Origin of the sequence: Limisalsivibrio acetivorans, assembly GCF_000421105.1 — a bacterium.
Lineage (GTDB): Bacteria > Chrysiogenota > Deferribacteres > Deferribacterales > Geovibrionaceae > Limisalsivibrio > Limisalsivibrio acetivorans.
In genome coordinates this window covers 2149052-2170457 of sequence record NZ_ATWF01000001.1, presented here as the reverse complement: position 1 = coordinate 2170457, position 21406 = coordinate 2149052, and the positions used below count along the sequence as shown (strand labels likewise).

The following is a 21406-nucleotide window of genomic DNA, read 5'->3' as shown; positions in this document are numbered from 1 at the left end:
GAGCTAAAGATACCACAGCTAAGACAGCATATTCAACAGCAAGTTCAGGGCCTATCCCTTTAAAAACAGGGGTCTTAGAGATATTCATTCAAACGGCGGGCTATGTTCTCTGCTCCCCGCAGGTTTTCCTCAGACACAAAACGTGTGTAGGCACCTTCCGCAACAACTATTCCGTCCCTTTTCAACAGATCTAGATTCTGGAAAAGTTCTTCATCACTATAGATCTTTATAAACTCATCGCAGGCGGTGAACTCCTTTTGGAACCTCCAGAACTGTCCATTTCTCATAAGAGAGAACGCCGGCTTTCTAAGCATGAGCGCCTGTATGAGAACCGTTGAATTAAAGCCGAAAACCCCATCGGAACGGGCGATATCCTCCGCCAAATCCATAGTGCTTATGCTCACAAAGTCCTTCTCTGTATACTGCTCATACCGGTTTCTGTCATCCCTGGGATGCACACGGATATTTACCCGGAACCCTCTATCCTTAAACCTTCCAACAACATCAATGAAAGAGGCGATCTCCTTCTGCTGGAGCTCATCGTAGATATTTTCGTTGTGCCACAGATACCCCTGGGTAACGAGCATAAGCTCCTTTGCTTCACCACCGGAACGAACGGGAAGATTCTCACCGAAACGCACCAGATCACCGAACCTCGGCACTCCGGTTATCTCTATCCTTCCGCCGTCAACACCCTTTGCCGTTAAAAGCTCCTTTATATAGCGGCTCGCCACAAAGATCCTCTCAAGGCTTTTAGATGAGCCAACCTCGCTCGGAAGGTAGTAGCTGAAAGGTAGGCCGGACGCAGTTCTTGCCACTAAGCTCCTGATGCTCTGCTTTATGTCATAGCTGTTCAGACCGCCGTTCCTTATCATATCTAAAAAGCTATACTCTTTATTGGAGAGAATACCGTCCAGAAGGAGGATACCCCTAAGCCCCCCTTTGTCCATCAAGACGCGCTGGAGCGCACCGTCATTACCCATGACAAAGAGCCCGAAGCGCTCTGCAAGGTATTCCGCATAATGGATAAAACTCCTGACAGATCTCACCTTTTCCAGAGGAGATGAGAGATAAAACGCCCTCTCCATCCTTATGCCGGGCTCAAGCCTCTCAAAGGGGCATCCGCCGAGGAGCTCCTGATGGTAAATACCTGACATATCAAGGAACACTGGATTTACTTCGTACTCATTCCTTAATACCTCTGCAACGGGGAGCATATTCTGAACCTGCACCTCGTTCTGGGGAAATAGCAGGATTTCCTTAACTGCTTCTGCCAAAGAATATATCCTCCTTGAAGATGAAGTAGGTTATCCCGAAGATAACGGCAAACTCCGTAAAGTATGAGGCGGCTGTTGTCCATGCCGCTGCCTTGTAACCGTATAACGGCAGCATGAAGTAGTTAAGGGCAATATTCACAACTGCGCCGATTATTGCGGGGAGAGAGAAAAGAAACATCTTCTTATGATAAAAAGCGACATTGGAAAGCACCGTATAGAGAAAGTAGAAGAACAGACCAACGAGAATGACGGGTATTATATCCGTAATAACGAGGTAAGACTCATTTGATAGAATAAGAACCCACAGCTTACGGGTAAGTATCATGAAGAGCATCGCCGCCAGCACAAAGAGGGTGTAATAACGGGCGTATTTGCGTATTCTGGGGAGGTTTTTCCGCTTAAGATTCTCCAGGATAAAGGGCTGCCACGCCTTGTTTGTGGCCAAGAAAGTCATGGATAGAATAGATGCCACAGTGTATGCGAAGGAGTATTCCGCCACCTCGGTTTTTGTGTAGAAGTATGCGATCATATACCTGTCCGACATGCTCAGGAGAAAGGCGGAAACCACCGCAGGGATAACTGGAAGAGCTATACCGAGGGAGAACTTTAGATACTTCTTCCGGAACCCGGCACCAGCACCCCTGATAACATCCTTCATGGCAAAAAGAACTATTACAACCCCCACACTAAGATGACCGTAAGCAAACCATACGGATCTGTCAGACAGGGTAAAGATTATAATCACCGTTGATATGTACGGGAGCGAGTTCCTTGCAAAATAGAATATGTTGTACAGAAGCACCTGCTTACTTATCTGCAGGTAGCTGAGATACATCTCGATGAGCGCAAAGAGGCATCCTACATAGAGAAGCACCCTGGTATATTCCGGTGCAACTATATCAAAGGGGAGGGCGAGTTCTAGCAGGATCACCGCCGCAAAAACTATGAACCCCACGGCATAAAGGTTGAATAGAAAGCCCCGCATCTGCCTGGGATAGTCGATATAAAAACGCTTAACGGATACGTTCTGGCCAAGTGAAAGAGTGAGGGATAAAACTGGAATTATGGACATATAAAGGGAGAACTTACCAAACTCCTCCTTTGTCCAGTTATTTGTAAAAACGGGAATAGCAAAGAAGGGAACCAGCTTCACAACCCCTTCAAAGAAGAGGTAGTAAACCCCTGATTTTCCCTTTAGTTTGGAGATAATACCCAAAATCAGCCACCCTGTATTTCTTTAAGAACCTCTTCGTCAACGCCCCTGCGGAAAAGCTCTATCCGCTCTTTAAGCTCCTCTTTACTCCATTCCCACCAAGCGGAATCAAGGAGCGCCTGCTTTGTTTCATCATCAAAGCGGTCTTTGATCTTTCTAGCGGGGTTTCCGGCAATTACAGCATAGGGTTCAACATCCTTTGTGACAATACTTCCAGCACCGATAACAGCCCCGGTGCCCACATTAACCCCCGGCATGATAACAACGTTGCACCCCATCCATACATCGTGCCCAACGGTTGTTCTCACGTTGATACGCTCGGTTTTTTCCGATATGCCGAACTGGGCGATGTAGGGGAAGGCGTGGGTAGAGATGTGGTCGGTAGGGTGCCCTGTGGCACCGATGGTAACGTTCCATGATATGGAGCAGAATCCCCCGACCACGGAGTTATATATATTTGTTCCCCGTCCCACGGATGTAAATCGGCCGACATTTGAGTTCACAACATTAGCTCCAGCCGCAACATGGGCCCATTCGCCGAAGCTCGAGCCGCTCGAAGAGGCATTACGGGATATGTGAACGCCGTCCTTATACTTCACTCTGTAGTATCGCAACGCTTTACGCAGGAGGGATTTCACTTAAGCTTCTCCAGAAATTCTTTCATTACAGGATAGGTATCCTCAATCTTTCTGAAAGCGGGGGTAACGGTTTCCCAGCCGGATTCCAGCCCTTCGTCTATCATCCTTGAGCATTTTTCCACAAGCTCTCCATCCGTTGTGCGCACAACGGGGAGGCCGAGGGTCTTCTGCATCCCTGCACCTCTGCCATCCTCACAGAACAGGATGGTGGGTTTTCTTCTGCTAAGAAAATGCAGATGGGCGTGGACACGGTAGCCAACATGTAGATCACAGTCCCCGTAAAAGTTTATCCTTTCAAGGTCATAGGATACATCCTCAACCTTGTGCCCCTTAACGGTAGCGTATCCGGCCATGAGAGAATAGATCCCGGCACTTCGCCATGAGGTGTGCTCATCGGGCCAAATACCTCTGTGGAAGGATACAATTATCTCCGCATCCGGGAACTTCTCCTCAAGCAGGCGGATATTAGCAAGAACCTGCTTAAAAAGCCTGGGGTTTGCGGGAGTGGTAAAGACGATCCGCCTCACCTCTGATGGGAGATCGTATTCTGCTCCGATAAACCTTTCATCGTGCCAAACCGGGCATCCTGTCATAACGACCTTGTCGTAACCCTGCCCATGGAGAACCTCAGCAGTTATTTCGTCCCGGCAGCTGTAGAGGCCGTGTTCATGGATCCTGTCCATAAGCTTTCTGGATTCAGCATTAAAGGAGAATCCGGCAGGATTATCCGCAGGCTTCCCGCTCCACCCGACGCCAAGGGGTATTACGGGGACCTCGAGGGTATCCAGATCACGACTTATGGCGTATACATCGGGGCGCATATCCTCGGCGTATCCGGGTCCACCGCAGATTATAAGGCCGCTTGTGTCGTTAATCTGGTTCATTGCTGCATCGAGGTACTGCCATCTGCCGTACTCTGCCAGATAGTCTGTAACGTGGTTTCTTATGAGCCTCTCGGCACGGTCTGCAATGAGGTAATCCCCCACATTCTTAACCGCACCGTGTATCTTTACGTATTTTTTTTCTGTCACTTAAACATCTTCCATTGCATTACAGTATCTTCATCTATGTCTTCCGCCGCAGTCATACCCACCACATCGTCCATATATCTGGGGCTTATACCGTGGGCAGGACGCTTCCATGTGAGATCACCAGCGGTTATCTTCCGTCCGGCGGCTATTTTCTTCGCCGCAACAAGGCTACGCCTTGCGTTCCTGCGGGAGGTATCCTCACTTTCCAAAGGTTTCTTATCGTAGTTCCCGGCCAGAGTTTCAAGCCTGTTTATGAGGTTTTTATATACCTTTATATCCTCTTTATCCATGGCGTGGTAATGATCGTTGCCAGGGAGTGTTTTATCGTGGGTAAAGTGCTTCTCTATGATATGCGCACCGAGGAGTGCGGCTGCCTCAAGAACCTTCATATCTTTCGGCAATGTGTGATCCGAATACCCTGTAACGTGCTCAGGGTACTTCCTGCGCAGACAGCTTATCATGGCAAGGTGGGCGTTCTCGTCATCGGTGGGGTAGTTGAGAACACAGTGGAGGAGGGAGAGGGGGACACCTTTCTCCGTAATCCAGCTTACGGCCTCCTCTATTTCATGGAGATACGCCGCACCGGTGGAGAGGATAACAGGCTTGCCGAATCCGGCGATGAGCTGGATAAACGGCTTATTCGTAATATCCGATGAGGATATCTTAAAAACGTCCATAAGTTCGTTGAGGAAGAAGGCGGATTCCCTGTCGAAGGGGGTGGACATGAACTCTATCCCCGCCCTGTCACAGTGGAGCTTGAGCTGCTCATACTCCTCCTTCCAGAACCTGTCGTACTTCTGGAAGAGTTCGTATTGGGACTTTGTGGGCTCCTTGGTGATATCCCAGTAGTACGGCGAATCCTTCGAGGCGATGGTAGCCGCCTTGTATGTCTGGAACTTTATCCCATCGGCACCAGCCTCACCCGCCTGATCTATCAGTCTCTTAGCTGTTTCCATACTCCCCTCGTGGTTCACACCCGCCTCGGCAATTAGGTATGGCCTTTTAAATACGGGGCCAAAGGGGTCGTGTTCGGCAAAAACATCCAGAATTTTCATCCGGTTATAACCTCTCGTATGATTGAAATAACCCGTTCTCTCCCTTTCCTTATATCTCGGGAGAGCATGAGTTCATTCATATATTTCCGTTCGTCAAAGTCATCAACAAGCTCTGCGAAGGTTTCTAATATGTGCTCGCTCGTCACATTAACACCGAGCCCCATATTAATAAAGCCGTTTTGGGCATTTGCAAAGAAGTGGGTCATCTCCCTCTCGTTCTGAGCCATAATAATAGCTGGTGTTCCTATACAGGCTATCTCATAAACGGTTCTTCCTGCGGATGTAAACACAATATCCGCATTAAACATGAACTCGCTCATATTCTTTATATTACGGTAGATGTTAGCCTTTTCAAATCTGCTCAGGTCATGCCCGACCTCGTAGCCGAGTCCGAGCACAACATCAACTGCGATGCGGTTGTCCACACAGAAATCGTAAATGGAATCCAGTACCTTCTCGGTGAGATTACTGGGATCAACACCACCAAAGGAGAGAAGAACCCTTTTAACATCCTCCTCAATCATCTTGTCCGGAGTGAACAGGAACTCATCCCTGGGACAGAAATACTCATGCCCGAAGTAGTGGTTCTTCAGAACCTTCCTCTCAGGATACAGCGCATTAATAACAGCATTCGCCATCTCAGCACCGCTACCCAGATCCTCGAAGTTTATGGTGGAAACGCCCATGCGGGCAAGCTTGCCCATGTAGTCTTCTGTTGTGTCGAGGATATCGCTTATTACCGCGTCGGGGGAAAGCTTTGCTATATCCTCTGCTATATCCTCGCAGCTCTGCATCCGAACGTCATAGTTGTAGGAGGCGATAACCTCCATGCCAAGGGCACTCTTCTTATCCACAAGGAATACAAGGCGGTGGTCGAGAATGTTTGATGCAATCTGCAGTTGGCGGTACACATGACCGAGGCCAATCTCTCTGTAGCCGGAAACAACGATGAGAACTGTTTTATGCCGCAGATAATACTCGCATAGCGCCCAGTCCTCATAGGTATCTATATCGATGGCCTCTTTACCCTCAAGGGGCACGACGCTCACATTCTTTCCGATTCTGCTTTTTTCTGTGATAACAGAGGATTTGGTTATGAAAAATCCCCCCGTCTCCTTGAACTCACTGGGGAGCTGCTGTCTATTAACCCTCTTTTCGTAGTTCGGCAGAAACTTATCCCCCTCCTTGCGCCAGGAGAGCTTGCGTTCTTCGGTTACAGAGAGCACAGTCTCCAGATCCGGGCTCTCTTTGAGCATCCTAATCCCCATTTCAAGGGACGACGCTTTCAGCAAGGGGGAGGTCGGCTGCATGGTGACGATTATGTCGTAATCCCTGCCGGTCCGCTCCTTCATCTCAACGTAGGCATTGTATATAACGGGATCCAGTGTCACAGCATCACCGGAAAGCCTTTCCGGTCTTCTATTAACCTCAGCTCCAAGCTTTGAGGCCATCATCAGGATCTCTTCGTCGTCGCTGTCCACAACAACATCAGCCTCACGACAACAACCCAGGGCCGTATTAATAGAGTAGTAAAGCAGTGGCTTACCGCACAAGCTTCGCAGATTTTTACGGGGAATACCCTTAGACCCCCCTCTGGCGGGGATAACAATAAGAACGCTCAAAACCGGCCTCCGTAAACCACCTGGATTCATAGAAATTACGCACAATTCATTACATATTTTAAATGAATTTGACGTAGTTAACAAGGCATTTAAGATATCCCTCAGACAGCGTTCTATTTCCATATGTGCATAAAAGCTCACCAGATCATACTAGACCACATGATAATTTTTATTATTTGTGCAACTTTTTCGCATATTTACTGAATTTTGCGTAAAAATGGGTTTAAATTTACTTGTAAATATTTATCTTAGGTATCTATAATTCGATATACACAATAGTTTTTGGAGAGTGGACAGTGGAGAATAATTTTACGGTTTTCATTGTTGACGATAACCTCCCTACCAGGAAACTCCTCTCTGCCACCATGCGCAACGAGATTGAAGGAACAGTTATTCACGAGTTTGAAAACGGTTTGGACTGCGTTAATGCGTGCAGAGAATGTAAGCCTGATATGGTGCTTATGGACTACCGAATGCCCGGTCTGGACGGCATCGAGGCCACAAGGATCGTAAAGAAGGTTTATCCTGCAGCAGAGGTTATCGCCTTTACTGGGGTCAGCGAAAGCGGGCTTGATGAGAAATTCGCTGAGGCAGGTGCATCGGAGGTTATCAAGAAACCTCTCAATGCGGATAAGCGTCTTATAATCATGGATATCTACAACAATATCATATCCGCAAGAATGACCACCGAGGAGGAGATTGCAGAAGAGGAGTTTGATGACCTTGATTCAATCTTTGACTTCGACCTGGAGGATGGTTCTACAAGCAATATTAACGAAACGGACTCTGCGTTTCTTGATCACACACACGTTGACAAAATACCGGCATCGGAATACCTGCAAAGGATCGGCGATTCATACTACGAACTCACCGATGCACTAAACGAACATAACGATGAGCTATATTCCACGGTTATGGCCTTCGAAAAGAACAAATCCTACCATATCTTCGAAGAGATCCTGCACATCCTCGAGTCATATTCGAATACACTTTACAGCCTTATTGACTTCGCCGGGCTTGAGTATGCGATGCGCTCTCTGGCGGATTTCCTTGCAGAAAGGCCTTTTGCAGACTTCTCAGATGAAGACCTGGAATTTATCTGCCAGATGCTCTATTCGGTTCTCGATGACATGCAGGAGTGGAAGAAGATCGTCTTCGATGAGCAGACTGCCCAGGATATACATTTCCTCGATCAGTCACTTGTGAGCTCAATTATGCTGATTGTGGACAGGCTCAAGTCAACGGAGAATGTGGGTGTCAGCTCGGATGATGACTTAGAGTTTTTTTAACGAATATGCCCGTAATTACAGATAAATATAAACTTCCCCTTCCCAGCTTTTGATATTGTGCTACAATAAAGGTTCGGGGGGAGTCAACTTTTCGGCGGACCGTCCCGGTCCGCCATCTTTATTTCTTATAGTAAAGGTTATGGTACCTGACCCTTGTTATCGCTGAGGCGAGTGTCCTTACATCAAGCACATCATTATCAAGAAAGTACCTTCCTATCAGCGGCTGTGCCTTTCGTTGGGCTGTCAGCAATACACGCAGGTTGAAGCCCGAAATAACATCGTTTTTAGTGAGTATTGTACCGATAAGCTCGCCAGGCCTCTTATTCATAATAAGCGGAACAATATCCGATTCATTGAACCACCCCCACATCTTCGCAATGTCCCCGATCCTGTCGCGCTCCGATCTCTGCCATACCACAGCACCGCTCAGATCCCTGTAGGAGACTATTCCGCTGTAATAGAGATATTCACCAAGGCGGAGCCTCCGTTTCGGGAGCGCACCCCTGTAATATTGGGCGTGCTTACGCCTCTGCTGCGATTGGTAATAATCCCTTCTAACCTGCTCTGTGGAGGCTCTTTTGGCGTTCTCGGCAAGCTTGCGCTTTTCGTTCATGCTGATGAATGCGCTGACGGTCTCAAAGGAGGATTTCAGGCGTATGAATTCCTCGTGCCTGCGCCTGAGCTCCGAGCTGTCCCCTCCTCTATACAGATCCGGATGCACCTCACGAACCCTGCTGCGGAAAACCTTTTTCAGTGTATCCTTATCCAGTGAGCGGACGAACTCCCCCGTAAAACGGGTGTCATCATTAAATATCTGCCTCAGTGAGGTAATTAATTCCTTATTTGTCATACTTCCCATATAAATTGCAACAATTGTGCCAATGCGTCTTGTCGCTTCCACATCTTCATGACATAATTAATACATGAGCAATTACGCAGACATGAATATGAAGGAATGCCCGATATGCGGTGGTGAAAACCTTTGCGCAGTGGCGAACCTTGAGCGCCCCGAAACCTGTTGGTGCATTAAGTACACCCCTCTCTCCGATGAGGTTCTAGAGGAATACCAGAACAAGCCGTGCTTCTGCGAGAGTTGCTATAAATCCCTTAAAGCGGGGAAAAAGCTGGTCTGAGCTCGCACCCATTCCCCATAAACAGGATCCTTTATCCTGAGATCACCCTTCTCCTCTATTATAACCCCCCTTTCTCGAAGATTCGATGCCCCTTTCTGCATAACCGCAGCAGATGTTCCAAACAGTTCGAGTACAGATGATGAGTATATCGCCTTATGCCCTCCTGCAAGTGCGGAAAGAACCTTCCTGCGTCCACCGCTTTCAATGGAGAATGCCCTGCGGAATTCGCTGTGCATCTTGCGAATATACCTTCGGAAGGCCTTCTCTCTCGTGTCCTTTCCAAAGACTTTGTTACCGGATGAAAGTATCTCAGAACATATTCCGATGGTATGTCTGGGGTGACCAGAGCTAAGTTCGGCAATGGCTCTGGCCTCATCACCGCTGCATGAGAGATCACGGGCCTCAAAGGTTTTCGTAATAAACGGGACCCAGTCCCACATGTTGATGTAGCCCAGCCTTATATCACCACCGCTTCTGCTTAGGAGGGCAACGGGCAGTATCGACTCACCAAAAAGTGCTTCAACACCTTTATCTTCCGGCGCAGTATCGATATAAATTGCCCTAAAGCCACCTTTTTCTGCGGATTCACTTACGGAACGGAGAATCCTGCCGGCACTTCTGGCCGAACCTTCCGGGAAATAGCGCACTCGGCCCCTGTATTTGAAAGCCTTATATGGCCAGGCAAAGCGGTATTCGATGAGTGCATCCTCTAGTCCGGATGTTTCCAATGAGCGCATGAAGCTGTCGAAAACTGCGCAGGTAGCAGTCCACAGATCAGCAGAGTACGGAGCTTCAACATACAACGCTTTCACCCTGCCGGTGGATTCTGCCAGAAAGGATGAACCACCCTCACCCTCGTTTACGCAAACAACGGTGTTAAGACCCTCACCGACCCTTGAGGAAAGTTCGTTAAGCTCGGAAACCCTTCCACAAAAAGAACTACCAGTAACTGCACCTGTTGTTTGCAATGACGAAGCCATACCTTATCACTCCCAGATTATCTTATAGGTATATTCGTCATTATCGCTCATTGCATTATACTAAACAGTATAATTACACAAAAAAAGGGCTCCCCAAGGAGCCCATATATCAATTTACTGCAGAGGCTTACGCCATCACAAAACTTTTTATTTAAACCACGGTATCTTTACAGGCTTCTAGAGTCCAAGAACATCATACATGCTGTAAAAACCGGGTTCTTTACCTGCAAGCCATGCACCGCCGGAGATAGCTCCCTTAGCAAAGGTATCTCTGGTATGGGCACGGTGGGTGATCTCTATACGCTCCCCCTCGCCGCAGAACATGGCGGTATGCTCACCAACTATGTCACCTGCCCTTATCGTCTGCATACCGATCTCACGATCGCTTCTTTCGCCAATCAGTCCTCGTCTGCAGTATTTCCCGTCCTTCTCTATATCCCTGCCGAGGACCTCTGCGATAACCTCTCCCATTCTCATGGCGGTTCCGCTCGGTGCATCCTTTTTCATCCTGTGGTGGGACTCAATGATCTCTATGTCGTAGTCCTCGCCGATGGCCTTTGTAACCATCTCAAGGACCTTGAAGGTAAGGTTTACACCAAGGCTCATGTTGGGTGAGAAGAGTACCGGTATCTTATCCTCCAGATTCTTAAGCTTTGCCGTCTCCTCGGGGGTGAAGCCTGTGCTACCCACTACAAGGGGCTTACCCGCATCCACGTATCTATCAAGGTTAGCCATTGTGGGGCCGGAGCCTGTGAAGTCTATGAGCACATCACTATCCTTCACCGCCTCATGGATATCAGCAGTTATGATTACGCTGTTCTTGCCGCAACCGGCAACCTCGCCTGCGTCCATGCCGAGGAAGGGTGATTCGGAATACTCCAAGGCTCCGCCGAGCTCAGCCTTAGGGCTTTCGCTCAGCAGGTTTATTATCTTTCTACCCATTTTGCCTGCGGCACCGACCATGCAGACCTTTGTCTTGGACATATCGTTACCTCACAAGCTTCACGCCGGCCTCAACAAGGGCCTCGCGCATCTTTTCTGTGGCTGCATCGGTCATGGAAACAAGGGGGAGACGTATCTCATCCTCTGCCAGCCCCATAAGGTAAAGAGCCTTCTTCACAGGTATGGGGTTTGTCTCGAGGAAGAGTGCGCTAAAAACAGGGAGGAGCTTATAGTGCTGGGCTCTTGCCGTTTCAACATCGCCAGCCTCCCATGCATCCCACATCTTGGCCATATCGGCGGGCACAACGTTTGTGGATGCACTGATAACACCCTTGGCACCAATTGCAAAAAGAAGATACGTAAGGGCATCCTCACCGCTCATGACGGAAAAGTTGTCATCGGTGCCCTCAATAACAGCTGCCGCCTGCTCAAGGGATCCGCTCGCCTCCTTGATGCCGACAATATTATCGCACTTGGAGAGGCGGATAACAGTCTCGGGAAGGATATTGCAGGCTGTTCTTCCGGGTACGTTATAAAGCACAATGGGGATCTTTACGGCATCGGATATTTCCTTAAAGTGCCTGTAAAGACCTTCCTGTGTAGGCTTGTTGTAGTAGGGGGTTATAACGAGAGCACCATCCGCACCCGCTTTCTGGGCATGCTGGGTAAGGAATACAGACTCGTGCGTACTGTTTGAACCGGAGCCGGCGATAACGGGAACACGGTTGTTTACCTGGTCGATAACAATATCGATAACCTTGCAGTGTTCCTCATAGGTAAGGGTGGCTGATTCACCTGTGGTTCCACAGGGAACAACGCCGTCCGTTCCGTTTTCTATCTGGAAGTCAACGAGCTCTCTAAGCTTCTGCTCGTCTACCTTTCCATCCTTAAGTGGTGTGGCTATGGCAACTATACTGCCTGTAAACATGGGTAATCCCTCCTGTTTCTCAATACTTGTAGGCCTCGCTCCAAAGTTCCCCGGTGTAGACAACCCTTGCCTCACCTTCGAGATAGACCTTGTCGTCCTCTAAATAGACCTTGAGCTCGATGCCGCTGGTGGTAACCACTGTAACGGGGCTTTTCACAAGCCCTGCATTAACGGCAAAGATGGAGCAGGCAACGGAACCCGTTCCGCACGCCTGCGTCTCGCCCTCGACACCCCTTTCATAGGTTCTAACCCGGATAGTATCCTCGGCGGTTTTCTCATAGAGGTTCACGTTTGCCCCTTTGGGAGCGAATTCGGAGTGATACCGGATTGCGCTGCCGTATTTCATTAGATCTACCTTATCGATATCCTCAACCTGCATACCGACATGGGGCACGCCGGTATTGATATGCGAGACCGTAACCTTTTCTTCCTCGAGCTGGAGCTCGAAGTTTTCCCGAAGATCGAAGGGGTCCGTGAGCTGAACCTTAACATCCGGCTCATCCTTGATCTCGGCCTCTATAATCCCCGCAACGGTTTCGAATTTCATCCTTTCTCCGGCTATGCCGTTGAGGTATGCGAATCTGGCTGCGCATCTGGAGCCGTTTCCGCACATCTCTGCTTCGGATGCGTCGGAGTTGTAGAATCTCCATTTAAAGTCCGCCTTGCCTGTATCGCTGTCCTCGATGAGGATAAGGCCGTCCGCACCCACAGAAACACTGCGTGAGCAAACCGCCGGTATGAATTCCGGCAGATCAAAGCCGTTCATACTTCCGTCACGGTTATCTATTATAACAAAGTCGTTGCCGCTTCCGCTCATTTTATAGAATTGAGGTTTCATAATAGACACCTCTGTTATTTAGTATACTTTGCAGGGATCGATTCGGGACCTGTAAGGTCCTCGTATGTTTCCCTTCTGCGTACGATGAAGTAGCTGTCGCCATCCACAAGCACCTCAGCCGCTCTGGGGCGGGAGTTGTAGTTAGAGGCCATGGTCATGCCGTAGGCACCTGCGGAGAGAACCGCATAGTAGCCGCCGGGTTGAACATCGGGGAGCTCCCTGTCCTTGGCGAGGAAGTCGCCAGTTTCGCATATAGTTCCCACAACATCGGCGGTAACCTTACCCTCAACCTTCTCCTTAACGGAGACTATCTTATGGTAAGCATCGTAAAGGGTGGGACGGCTGAGATCGTTCATAGCAGCGTCCACGATCTTGAAGTGCTTCATCTCCGTCTGCTTGGTGTAGAGAACCTTGGTAACAAGGGCTCCGGAGTTTCCGGCGATGCTTCTGCCGGGTTCGAAAACAAGGGTAAGCCCCTCACCTTCGATCTCTTTCTTAAGGGCCTCTGCGTAATCCTTCATGCTGGGGGGAACCTCATCATCATAGGTGATGCCGAGCCCGCCGCCGAAGTCGAGATACTTTATGTTTATGTCCTCTTTTCTGAGGTCACGTATAAGCTTAACCATGATCCTTGTGGCATCAACGAAGGGATCCACCTGGGTGAGCTGGGAACCGATGTGGCAGTGGGCTCCCACGACCTCGATATTCTCAAGTTTTGCTGCATAGCGGTAGTCGTCCATAACGCCCTCAACGGGAAGGCCGAACTTATTCTTCTTAAGCCCTGTGGAGATATAGGGATGGGTCTTCGGGTCAACGTTTGGGTTCACACGGATAGCGATGGGGGCCTTTTTGCCCAGCCTTCCGGCTACCTTGTTGAGAACATCAAGCTCCTGACGTGATTCGATGTTGAACATGAGGATTCCGCTGTTTATGGCGAATTCCATCTCATCCTCTGTTTTACCGACACCCGCATAGGCGATCTTCTTGGGGTCGATGCCAGCCTCAAGGGCTCTGTGGAGCTCACCGCCGGATACGATATCCGCACCGCATCCTTCGGAAGCCAGCATGCCGAGAACGCCGAGGTTGCTGTTTGCCTTAACGGCGAAGCACACTATCCTCTCGCATCCTTCGAAGCTGTCGTAGAACTCACGGTATCTCTCACGGAGATAGCCTGCACTGTATACATAAAAGGGTGTGCCGACCTCTTCGGCAATCTTTTCTAAAGAAACGCCTTCGCACTGGAGTGCGCCATTTTCATAGGGAAAGTATTCCATAGGTAAATCATCTCCTCGTAAATTTTGTTGATATCTTTAAAGCACACCGGCCGGTGCAATAAGGGCTTGTCATAACCGGAAAACACCGGATGTGTACATACTTTCTTAAACAAAAGCAAAACAGGCTAACATCTAAAGTTAGTTTTGTCAAACTCTATCTTTCTTCTAGAAATAGCTCAATCTCCCGCCCCACAAGGTTTACAAGCTTATCCATATTCGCTTCAACCTCGGGGGAGAGGGTCATATCCATGTTAACATTTCCGGACTGGATTCCGAAGAGGGTAACCTCTTCCGGTCTGTAGCCGGCCAATTCCGCTGTGAGGAGCAGATCCTTCATCCCCATCTGGTGAGGGGAAAGCTTCGTCTCAAAGACCGGCTCCACATCCTCACCCTCGATGCGCACAACGGTCCCGCAAGGGTGGTCCACATCCACTGCATCTATAAGGATAAGCTTATCCGCCCATTCCACCATGGGGAGGAGATCCAGTCCAAGGGTTCCACCCTCCACAATGCGCAGCTCGTCAGTTTCTTCGTATCGTTCCGCAAGCCTCTGAGCAGCAAGGGCTCCAGCGGCATCGTCATTCATAAGGATATTCCCTATACCCAGCACAAGAAGTTTCATTTATTCACCAAAATCATTTTTTTAATAATAGTCCAAAGTTACGGGAAATACATAAAAAAAAGGCTCCCGCACCAGACGGAAGCCTTTTTTCATCTATACGAGGAGTTTTATTCTTTTAAAGTACCTTAACCTTTGAGCGGAGCTTATCCTTCTCGTCATACACATGCACAGCGCATGCAAGACACGGGTCAAAGGAGTGTATCGTCCTGAGTATCTCAAGGGGTTGCTCCGGATCCGCCACAGGTGTTCCTATGAGACTGAGCTCGTAGGGGCCTGACTTCCCGTCGGCGTCTCTGGGGCCTGCATTCCACGTTGAGGGAACAACGGCCTGATAGTTCTTAATAGCCTTATCCTCAATGACGATCCAGTGGCCAAGGGCACCTCTGGGGGCTTCGTGCCAGCCGTATCCCTGTGCGGTCTTCGGCCAGTCATCGGGACTCCATTTCGATGTGTCCTGTATGGCGTAATCACCGGAATTGATGTTGTTGGCAAGGTCCATAAGCCAGCCATCGAGCTTGTTAACGGTGAGCAGTGTTTCAATCGCCCTTGCTGCCGTACGTCCGAGGGTTGAGAAGAGCGCCTCGGGGCCGACATTGAGGGTGTTGAGTACATAGTTAACCGTATCCACAACCTCTTTGTGCCCTGAAGCATAAGCCACAAGCATCCTTGAAAGGGGACCAACCTCCATAGCCTCGCCGTCGTAGCGGGGCGACTTAACGAAGGAGTATTTATCCTCAACATCAAGGTACTCATAGGGGGGCTTGGGACCGGTATACTTCTTGTCGGTCTCCCCTTTATAGGGATGTCTTGGTCCTGTATCCTCAAACCATGAGTGGACAACATCCTCTGTGATCTTCTCCTGATCAACGGGGTGAACCTTGCTGAGATCTCCACCTTTGATGATACCAGCGGGGAGCCAGAGGTTATTCGGGAAGCCGTCTCTGCCTTCGGGGAACTCACCATAGGAGAGATAGTTTCCGTTGCATGCACCGATCCCACCCCAGTCGAGATAGAAGGGTGCAACGGCGATGATATCGGGGATATAGACCTTCTCCACAAATTCCTTTGCGGTCTGGATGTACTGCTGGATCATTGCGATCTTATCAGCGTTTATTGCGTTCTGGCTGTTGGGATCGCAGGGGATCGACATCCCGCCCACAAGGAAGGTCTGGGGATGGGGGTTCTTGGAGCCGAGAACGGCATGAACCTTGATGATCTCCTTCTGTACCTCAAGTGCCTGAAGATAGTGTGCTGCTGCCATAAGGTTTGCTTCGGGGGGGAGCTTGTATGCTGAGTGCCCCCAGTATGCGTTTCCGAAGGGTCCGAGCCTTCCTGTTTTTGCAAAAGCTGTGAGCTTGTCCTTAACGGATTTAAAGTAGTCTTCGCTGGAGTATTTCCAGTCGGAAACGGACTGCTGGAGCTGGGCTGTCTTCTTGGGGTCTGCGGAGAGTGCGGAGACGATATCCACCCAGTCAAGGGCGTGGAGGTGATAGAAGTGTATCACGTGGTCCTGAACATACTGCATTCCCATGATCAGGTTACGTATCATCTCTGCATTGTAGGGAACCTTCATGCCGACGGCGTTCTCCACCGAACGGATGGAGGCGATGGCGTGAACCGTGGTACAGACACCGCAGAAGCGCTGGGTTATGTACCAGGCATCCCTGGGGTCCCTTCCCTGAAGGATCTTCTCGATCCCTCTGAACATTGTACTACTCGACCAGGCATCGACAATCTTGCCGTCTTCCACCTTGGCCTCAATTCTCAAGTGCCCCTCGATTCTGGTAATGGGGTCAACAACTATCCTTTCAGCCATCTATGCACCTCTTATTTATCTTCACTTTCATAAAGCCCTTCTTCGACCTTCTTCACAGTACCCCTGTTGCGGATAATACTTACGATACCGTGAGCACCGAAGATAACAGCGGCTGCACCCATAATCTTGAGGCCGACGCTGGTGGCTGTGGATTCAACACCGAAACCGGGTACGTTGGGGAGTCTTCCATAGAAGGGAGCCATGGTGTCAAGGAAACCGGGCTCTGAACAGCCCACACATCCGTGCCCCGCCATAACAGGCCAGCTGAGGCCGTCGTTCCAGCGGAGGGTGGGGCAGTTATGCCACGACTGGGGACCTTTACATCCCATCTTATAGAGGCACCATCCATCCCTGTGCCCCTCGTCACCCCACTGCTCTACAAACTGGCCGGCATCGAAATGCGCTCTTCTTTCACAGTTGTCGTGGATGCGCTTTCCAAAGGCAAAATGGGGGCGGAGGTTTGCATCGAGTGCGGGGAGTTTGCCGAAGAGGAGATAATGTACGATAAGCCCTGTGAGGTTGTCGCAGTTCATGGGACATCCGGGCACGTTTACCACAGGAACGCCCTTCACAAGGTCCGCAACGCCAACCGCACCTGTGGGGTTGGGATAACCCGCAGGGATACCGCCGTAACATGCGCAGTTTCCAACGGCGATAATCATAGCAGCCCCTTCGGCTGCTTTTTCAAGATGGTTAAGGGCGGAATCGCCCGCAATACAGCAGTACACACCGTCCTCATCCTGCGGTATGGCGCCTTCAACAACAAGGATATACTTACCCTTGTTCTCCTCCATGGATTTATTCTTCGCCTCTTCCGCCTGATGCCCGGCTGCCGCCATAAGCACCTCGGCATAATCGAGGGAGATTATATCAAGGACAAGTTCGCCAACCTCCGGGCGGCCGGAACGCAGAAGGGATTCGGAATCACCCGAACAGCTTTGAAACTCAAGCCATATTACGGGGGGCCTGTTATCGCTTTCAAGGGCCTCGGCCACCTTGGGAGCCATCGCAGGAGGAAGAGCCAGCGTGGCACTGACTGCCGAACAAAACTTTAGGAAATCTCTCCTGCTGATACCGTATAAATCTAGTTTTTCACGCAGTCCCATGACTCATACCTCCGTGAGCAAATATAAAACCGTATTTTTATATTTAAGATTACCATGTATTATCAGTGTTGATCAAGCAATTTGAAACTATTCTCAAAAATAACTGTATACGTAAGGTGCTGAAACTACTAATATTATAGGATTCGTACAGAGCATTAGTTCATTTTACACCTATTCATTAAACTATTTGTATAACACTTGTTTTTTTATTCCATGGGGTATAGATTCCTATCTGAAGGGGGCTTTGTCTATGAATCTAAAACACATTTTTGGGCCTGTGCCGTCGAGGCGCCTGGGAAGTTCACTGGGGATCGACATCGTGCCCTCAAAAACATGCACACTCGACTGCGTATACTGCGAGGTGGGACGCACAAACAGGCTGGGGATTGAGCGGGAAAGCTTTTACCCCCCCGAAGGGGTCATAGACGAATTTGCATCGGAATACCCCGCTCTCAAGGAACATCTCGATGTAGTCACCATAACAGGCTCCGGCGAACCCACAATGAACTCGGATCTGGGCACTCTCGCCTCAAAGATAAAATCTGTATCCGATCATCCCTTAGCCATACTCACAAACAGCACACTCATAACCCGTTGCGATGTAAGGAGTGATCTTAAAAACTTCGACATTATCGTGCCGAGTATAGATGCAGCATCACAGGATGTTTTCGAAAGAGTGAACAGACCCCACCCGGATCTCGATATTCATGAGATTAACGAAGCCCTCATAGCATTCACAAACAGCTTCAGCGGCAGAATACTTCTGGAGGTTCTTCTGGTTAAGGGAGTGAACGATTCGGAGGATGAGCTCAAGCGGATTGCATCTGTTATCAGCCGTTGCCGCTACGATATGGTCCAGCTAAATACCGTATTCCGCCCTCCATCATACTCCGAAACCGAGGGACTCGGCGAAAAGGAGCTCGTAGAGGCTATGCTCATGTTCAAGGAACAGGGGATACGTATAGAGCCTGTGGGTAACTTCATAAGACGCCTTGGTGGCTCCGTTTCAGACAGCCCCTCGGAGAAGATCATGAACCTGTTACGTATGCGTCCATGCACTACCGGTGATATAGCGTCCGTTTTCGGCATAGAGGAAAGCGTTGCTGAGAGCTGTGTTAACGGTCTGCTACATAAAGACCTTGTGGAAGAAAGCATCTTCAAGGAAGAAAGGTTTTATTTCGGCAAATAAAAAAAGGGGGCATAAGCCCCCTTCTCAAAAAAAGAAACACCCTCTATCAGAGCAAGAACCCAGAGTTACATAGTCTTAAATCTTCCCACTAGGTAACGCAGCTCGTCGGCCTGCTTCTGAAGATCTCCCACAGTAGCGGTTACCTCCTTAACAGCTGCCGAGCTCTGCTCCACGCCGGATGATATAAACTGTGCGCTATCATTTATCTCATTAACCGCCTGAGCCTGCTGGGTTATTGCAGTCCCCACCGCGGCATTCGAATCGTGTATCATGGTGACGGATTCCACAATCTCCCCGAAGGAGCGCTCTGTGGTATTAATCGCCTTCATACCGTTATCCACACGCTCCCTAGCACTCTCCATATTCTGGGTGGCTGTCTTTGTCTCCGCACGGAGCCCGTTGATAATCTCGGAGATTTCACCAGTGGCACGCTGGGTTCTCTCCGCCAGCTTTCGCACCTCATCGGCAACCACAGCAAAGCCTCTGCCGTGTTCACCAGCCCTTGCCGCTTCAATAGCCGCATTAAGGGCAAGGAGGTTTGTCTGCTCAGCAATATCATCGATCACATTAAGGATATTGCCGATATCCTCCGATGAGCCGGAAAGGCTGTTTACCGTTTCTCCCAGTGTGTTTACGCTTTCGTTTATCAGATTCATCTCATTGATAATTCTCTGCAGGTTCTCAACACCCGCATCCGTTGATTCCTTTGCGGAGGATGTCTTCTCGTTCACGTCCTCCAGCGAAGTAACGATCTCAGTGGAGGTTGTACTCATCTCCTCGGTGGCCGTTGCAACTTCGGATATCTGCCCCGCCTGCTCATTGAAGGTTGAGGAGAGCTGTTCAGTCGTACTGGCAAGCTCGGTACTCCCCGAGGCGACCGATTCGGCGGACTGCTTCACATTCTCGATAATGTCCCTTAGCTTCGCTATGAATGTATTGAAATGACTGCACAGCATGCCTATCTCATCGCTTCCGCTTACCGGCATCTCCTTTGTGAGATCACCTTCACCCTCGGACATCTCTCGAAGCAGCTCATTTACCATGATGATATTCTTCGCCATCCTAGCCGCCATAAACTGGCTGAATAGTCCAATGGCTATAATAAGCACCAGGGAAAGAATACTTACGGTGGTAATCGTCTTCCACACATCCTTCATGAGAGCGGCTTCCTCCGCCTTTAGCTTCTGCATGTCGAATACTGTATACGTTCCCACGGCCCATCCCCATTCATCCATACCCTTCACATGGACTACCCTGTGAAGGTGCGGGCGGTCCGTATCCGGTGTATACTTTATAGCCCCACGTCCGGACTTTGCCGTATCCAGGATCTGCTGGAAGAGCATTGTTCCGTCCTCGGCTCTGTGGGATCTCATATCCTTCCCTTCGAAACTTTCGTTTTCAGGATAAAGGATAGGAACACCTGAATAATCAACAATGAAGAACCTGCCGTCGTCGCCATAACGTAGACCGGAGAGTATGTCCTTCGCCTGCTCCTGAAGTTTGCCGTTAATGTTGCTTATGTAGTCTCCTGTACCGACTATCCAGTTGAAGGGTTCAAACACAAATACATAGGAGATCTTCTTCTCGTATTCACCGGACTTGGGATTCAAAAACTCATAGGTTATATAGGCCTCTTTCTTCCCGCCCTTAAGAGCCTCTGTGGCAAGCTCAACAAAGGGAACCTTTTCGGAATTCACAAAAGTCTCCCCATCCAGGGAGGGCTTGATGGGGTGCATAACCATTTTGTTATCGAAATCATTAATCCAGTAGTAGCCAACTCCATTATTGTACCTATACGCCTTTACAAGCTTCTTCAATGCCGATGCAGCCTCAAACTCAGAGATATAGGCGTTACCCTCAGTAAGATTCCTGTGATATTTAAGCATATATTGGTGGAAGGTCTCCGCCTGCCTCTTAAGAACCTTACCCACATTTTCCGGCCTGCTCTCTTCATACAGGCTTTCAACGGCATGAAAAGCGATATCGGTGCTGTTCCTGATACCATCCTTTGTGGTCTGGATCTCTTCGGCCTCAAATCTATGGATATCTTCCTCACCCTTGTTCTTCATATGCATGCCCACAAAAACGTCCAGGCACAAAGTGAGCACAATCAAGGGAAACACGGACATAAGAAAAAGTTTGAACTTAATTGAGTTCAGCTTCATTAAAGCCTCCAAAAAAATTGGGTATATTTTGTCAACTATTGCATGAGGTGTTACAATAGTTACCAGAAATTAAAATTCAATATTATTTTTTTGTGATAATTTTGTCATGTTTTACGGGTACGTTGTTTGTTCCCTCGGTTAAGACAATGAAACGGGACAAGCTCCCAAGGCTTTACAGGCAAGGCTTATATCGATAGCGGAAATGACTGACAAACATAATACAGTTGAATGTGCCAACTATTATCAGACCCATGCATATTGGCTAAAGTGATATTCAAGGTTAAGAGT

19 protein-coding genes are annotated in these 21406 nt (G+C 49.2%); 3 read left to right on the top strand and 16 right to left on the bottom strand.

Annotated features, from left to right (window positions below; translation table 11 throughout):
* Window positions 1-74: 74 nt before the first annotated feature.
* The 6 genes from K300_RS0110275 to K300_RS0110250 are packed head-to-tail and all read right to left on the bottom strand — an operon-like array spanning window position 75 to window position 6836.
* Window positions 75-1277 (bottom strand): hypothetical protein, encoded by a 1203-nt coding sequence (locus tag K300_RS0110275; RefSeq protein WP_022851586.1) that lies wholly within the window; start codon window positions 1275-1277, stop codon window positions 75-77.
* A complete protein-coding gene (locus K300_RS0110270) occupies window positions 1261-2493 on the bottom strand; it encodes a lipopolysaccharide biosynthesis protein (protein WP_022851585.1) in 1233 nt (410 codons plus the stop codon). The genes K300_RS0110275 and K300_RS0110270 overlap by 17 nt, the downstream gene beginning before the upstream one ends.
* A 2-nt stretch (window positions 2494-2495) precedes the next feature.
* Window positions 2496-3104: a CatB-related O-acetyltransferase gene (locus tag K300_RS15350; protein ID WP_162139884.1), complete on the bottom strand. Its 609-nt coding sequence runs from the start codon at window positions 3102-3104 to the stop codon at window positions 2496-2498.
* Window positions 3105-3124: 20 nt separating this feature from the next.
* Window positions 3125-4159, bottom strand: coding sequence for a polysaccharide pyruvyl transferase family protein (locus tag K300_RS0110260; RefSeq protein ID WP_022851583.1), 1035 nt, complete (start codon window positions 4157-4159; stop codon window positions 3125-3127).
* Window positions 4156-5214, bottom strand: coding sequence for an N-acetylneuraminate synthase family protein (locus K300_RS0110255; RefSeq protein WP_022851582.1), 1059 nt, complete (start codon window positions 5212-5214; stop codon window positions 4156-4158). Before K300_RS0110255 ends, K300_RS0110260 begins: the two co-directional genes overlap by 4 nt.
* Window positions 5211-6836, bottom strand: a complete 1626-nt coding sequence (locus K300_RS0110250) for a cytidylyltransferase domain-containing protein (RefSeq protein WP_022851581.1) — start codon at window positions 6834-6836, stop codon at window positions 5211-5213. Before K300_RS0110250 ends, K300_RS0110255 begins: the two co-directional genes overlap by 4 nt.
* Before the next feature lie 296 nt (window positions 6837-7132).
* Here K300_RS0110250 and K300_RS16290 point away from each other — a divergent pair, with 296 nt between their 5' ends.
* Complete coding sequence (locus K300_RS16290) at window positions 7133-8125, top strand: response regulator (protein ID WP_022851580.1); 993 nt, start codon at window positions 7133-7135, stop codon at window positions 8123-8125.
* A gap of 118 nt (window positions 8126-8243) precedes the next feature.
* Here the strand turns inward: K300_RS16290 and K300_RS0110240 are convergent, their stop codons facing one another.
* Window positions 8244-8975 (bottom strand): hypothetical protein, encoded by a 732-nt coding sequence (locus tag K300_RS0110240; RefSeq protein ID WP_022851579.1) that lies wholly within the window; start codon window positions 8973-8975, stop codon window positions 8244-8246.
* A 73-nt stretch (window positions 8976-9048) separates the two neighbouring features.
* Between K300_RS0110240 and K300_RS16600 the strand changes: the two genes are divergently transcribed.
* Window positions 9049-9258 (top strand): cysteine-rich CWC family protein, encoded by a 210-nt coding sequence (locus tag K300_RS16600; RefSeq protein WP_081646955.1) that lies wholly within the window; start codon window positions 9049-9051, stop codon window positions 9256-9258.
* On the opposite strand, the gene K300_RS0110235 is transcribed toward K300_RS16600, so the two are convergent.
* The 8 genes from K300_RS0110235 to K300_RS0110200 all read right to left on the bottom strand — a co-directional run bounded on the left by K300_RS0110235 (window position 9222) and on the right by K300_RS0110200 (window position 17764).
* Window positions 9222-10238 (bottom strand): ATP-binding protein, encoded by a 1017-nt coding sequence (locus K300_RS0110235; RefSeq protein WP_155827593.1) that lies wholly within the window; start codon window positions 10236-10238, stop codon window positions 9222-9224. The two genes, K300_RS16600 and K300_RS0110235, sit on opposite strands and share 37 nt — an antisense overlap.
* A 177-nt stretch (window positions 10239-10415) precedes the next feature.
* Window positions 10416-11222, bottom strand: coding sequence for a 4-hydroxy-tetrahydrodipicolinate reductase (dapB, locus tag K300_RS0110230; RefSeq protein ID WP_022851577.1), 807 nt, complete (start codon window positions 11220-11222; stop codon window positions 10416-10418).
* Window positions 11223-11226: 4 nt separating this feature from the next.
* Complete coding sequence (gene dapA / locus K300_RS0110225; RefSeq protein ID WP_022851576.1) at window positions 11227-12108, bottom strand: 4-hydroxy-tetrahydrodipicolinate synthase; 882 nt, start codon at window positions 12106-12108, stop codon at window positions 11227-11229.
* 19 nt (window positions 12109-12127) lie between these two features.
* The gene (dapF, locus tag K300_RS0110220; protein WP_022851575.1) at window positions 12128-12946 is read right to left on the bottom strand and encodes a diaminopimelate epimerase; all 819 of its coding nucleotides are present in this window, start codon (window positions 12944-12946) and stop codon (window positions 12128-12130) included.
* A gap of 14 nt (window positions 12947-12960) precedes the next feature.
* Entirely contained in the window at window positions 12961-14220 is a 1260-nt protein-coding gene (gene lysA / locus K300_RS0110215; RefSeq protein ID WP_022851574.1) for a diaminopimelate decarboxylase, read from the bottom strand.
* 154 nt (window positions 14221-14374) lie between these two features.
* Entirely contained in the window at window positions 14375-14842 is a 468-nt protein-coding gene (locus K300_RS0110210) for a HyaD/HybD family hydrogenase maturation endopeptidase (RefSeq protein ID WP_022851573.1), read from the bottom strand.
* Between the two features lie 115 nt (window positions 14843-14957).
* Entirely contained in the window at window positions 14958-16658 is a 1701-nt protein-coding gene (locus K300_RS0110205; RefSeq protein WP_022851572.1) for a nickel-dependent hydrogenase large subunit, read from the bottom strand.
* 11 nt (window positions 16659-16669) lie between these two features.
* The gene (locus tag K300_RS0110200) at window positions 16670-17764 is read right to left on the bottom strand and encodes a hydrogenase small subunit (protein WP_022851571.1); all 1095 of its coding nucleotides are present in this window, start codon (window positions 17762-17764) and stop codon (window positions 16670-16672) included.
* A 250-nt stretch (window positions 17765-18014) separates the two neighbouring features.
* Between K300_RS0110200 and K300_RS0110195 the strand changes: the two genes are divergently transcribed.
* Entirely contained in the window at window positions 18015-18953 is a 939-nt protein-coding gene (locus K300_RS0110195; RefSeq protein ID WP_022851570.1) for a radical SAM protein, read from the top strand.
* Window positions 18954-19018: 65 nt separating this feature from the next.
* Here the strand turns inward: K300_RS0110195 and K300_RS0110190 are convergent, their stop codons facing one another.
* Window positions 19019-21118: a methyl-accepting chemotaxis protein gene (locus tag K300_RS0110190; RefSeq protein ID WP_022851569.1), complete on the bottom strand. Its 2100-nt coding sequence runs from the start codon at window positions 21116-21118 to the stop codon at window positions 19019-19021.
* Window positions 21119-21406: the final 288 nt, after the last annotated feature.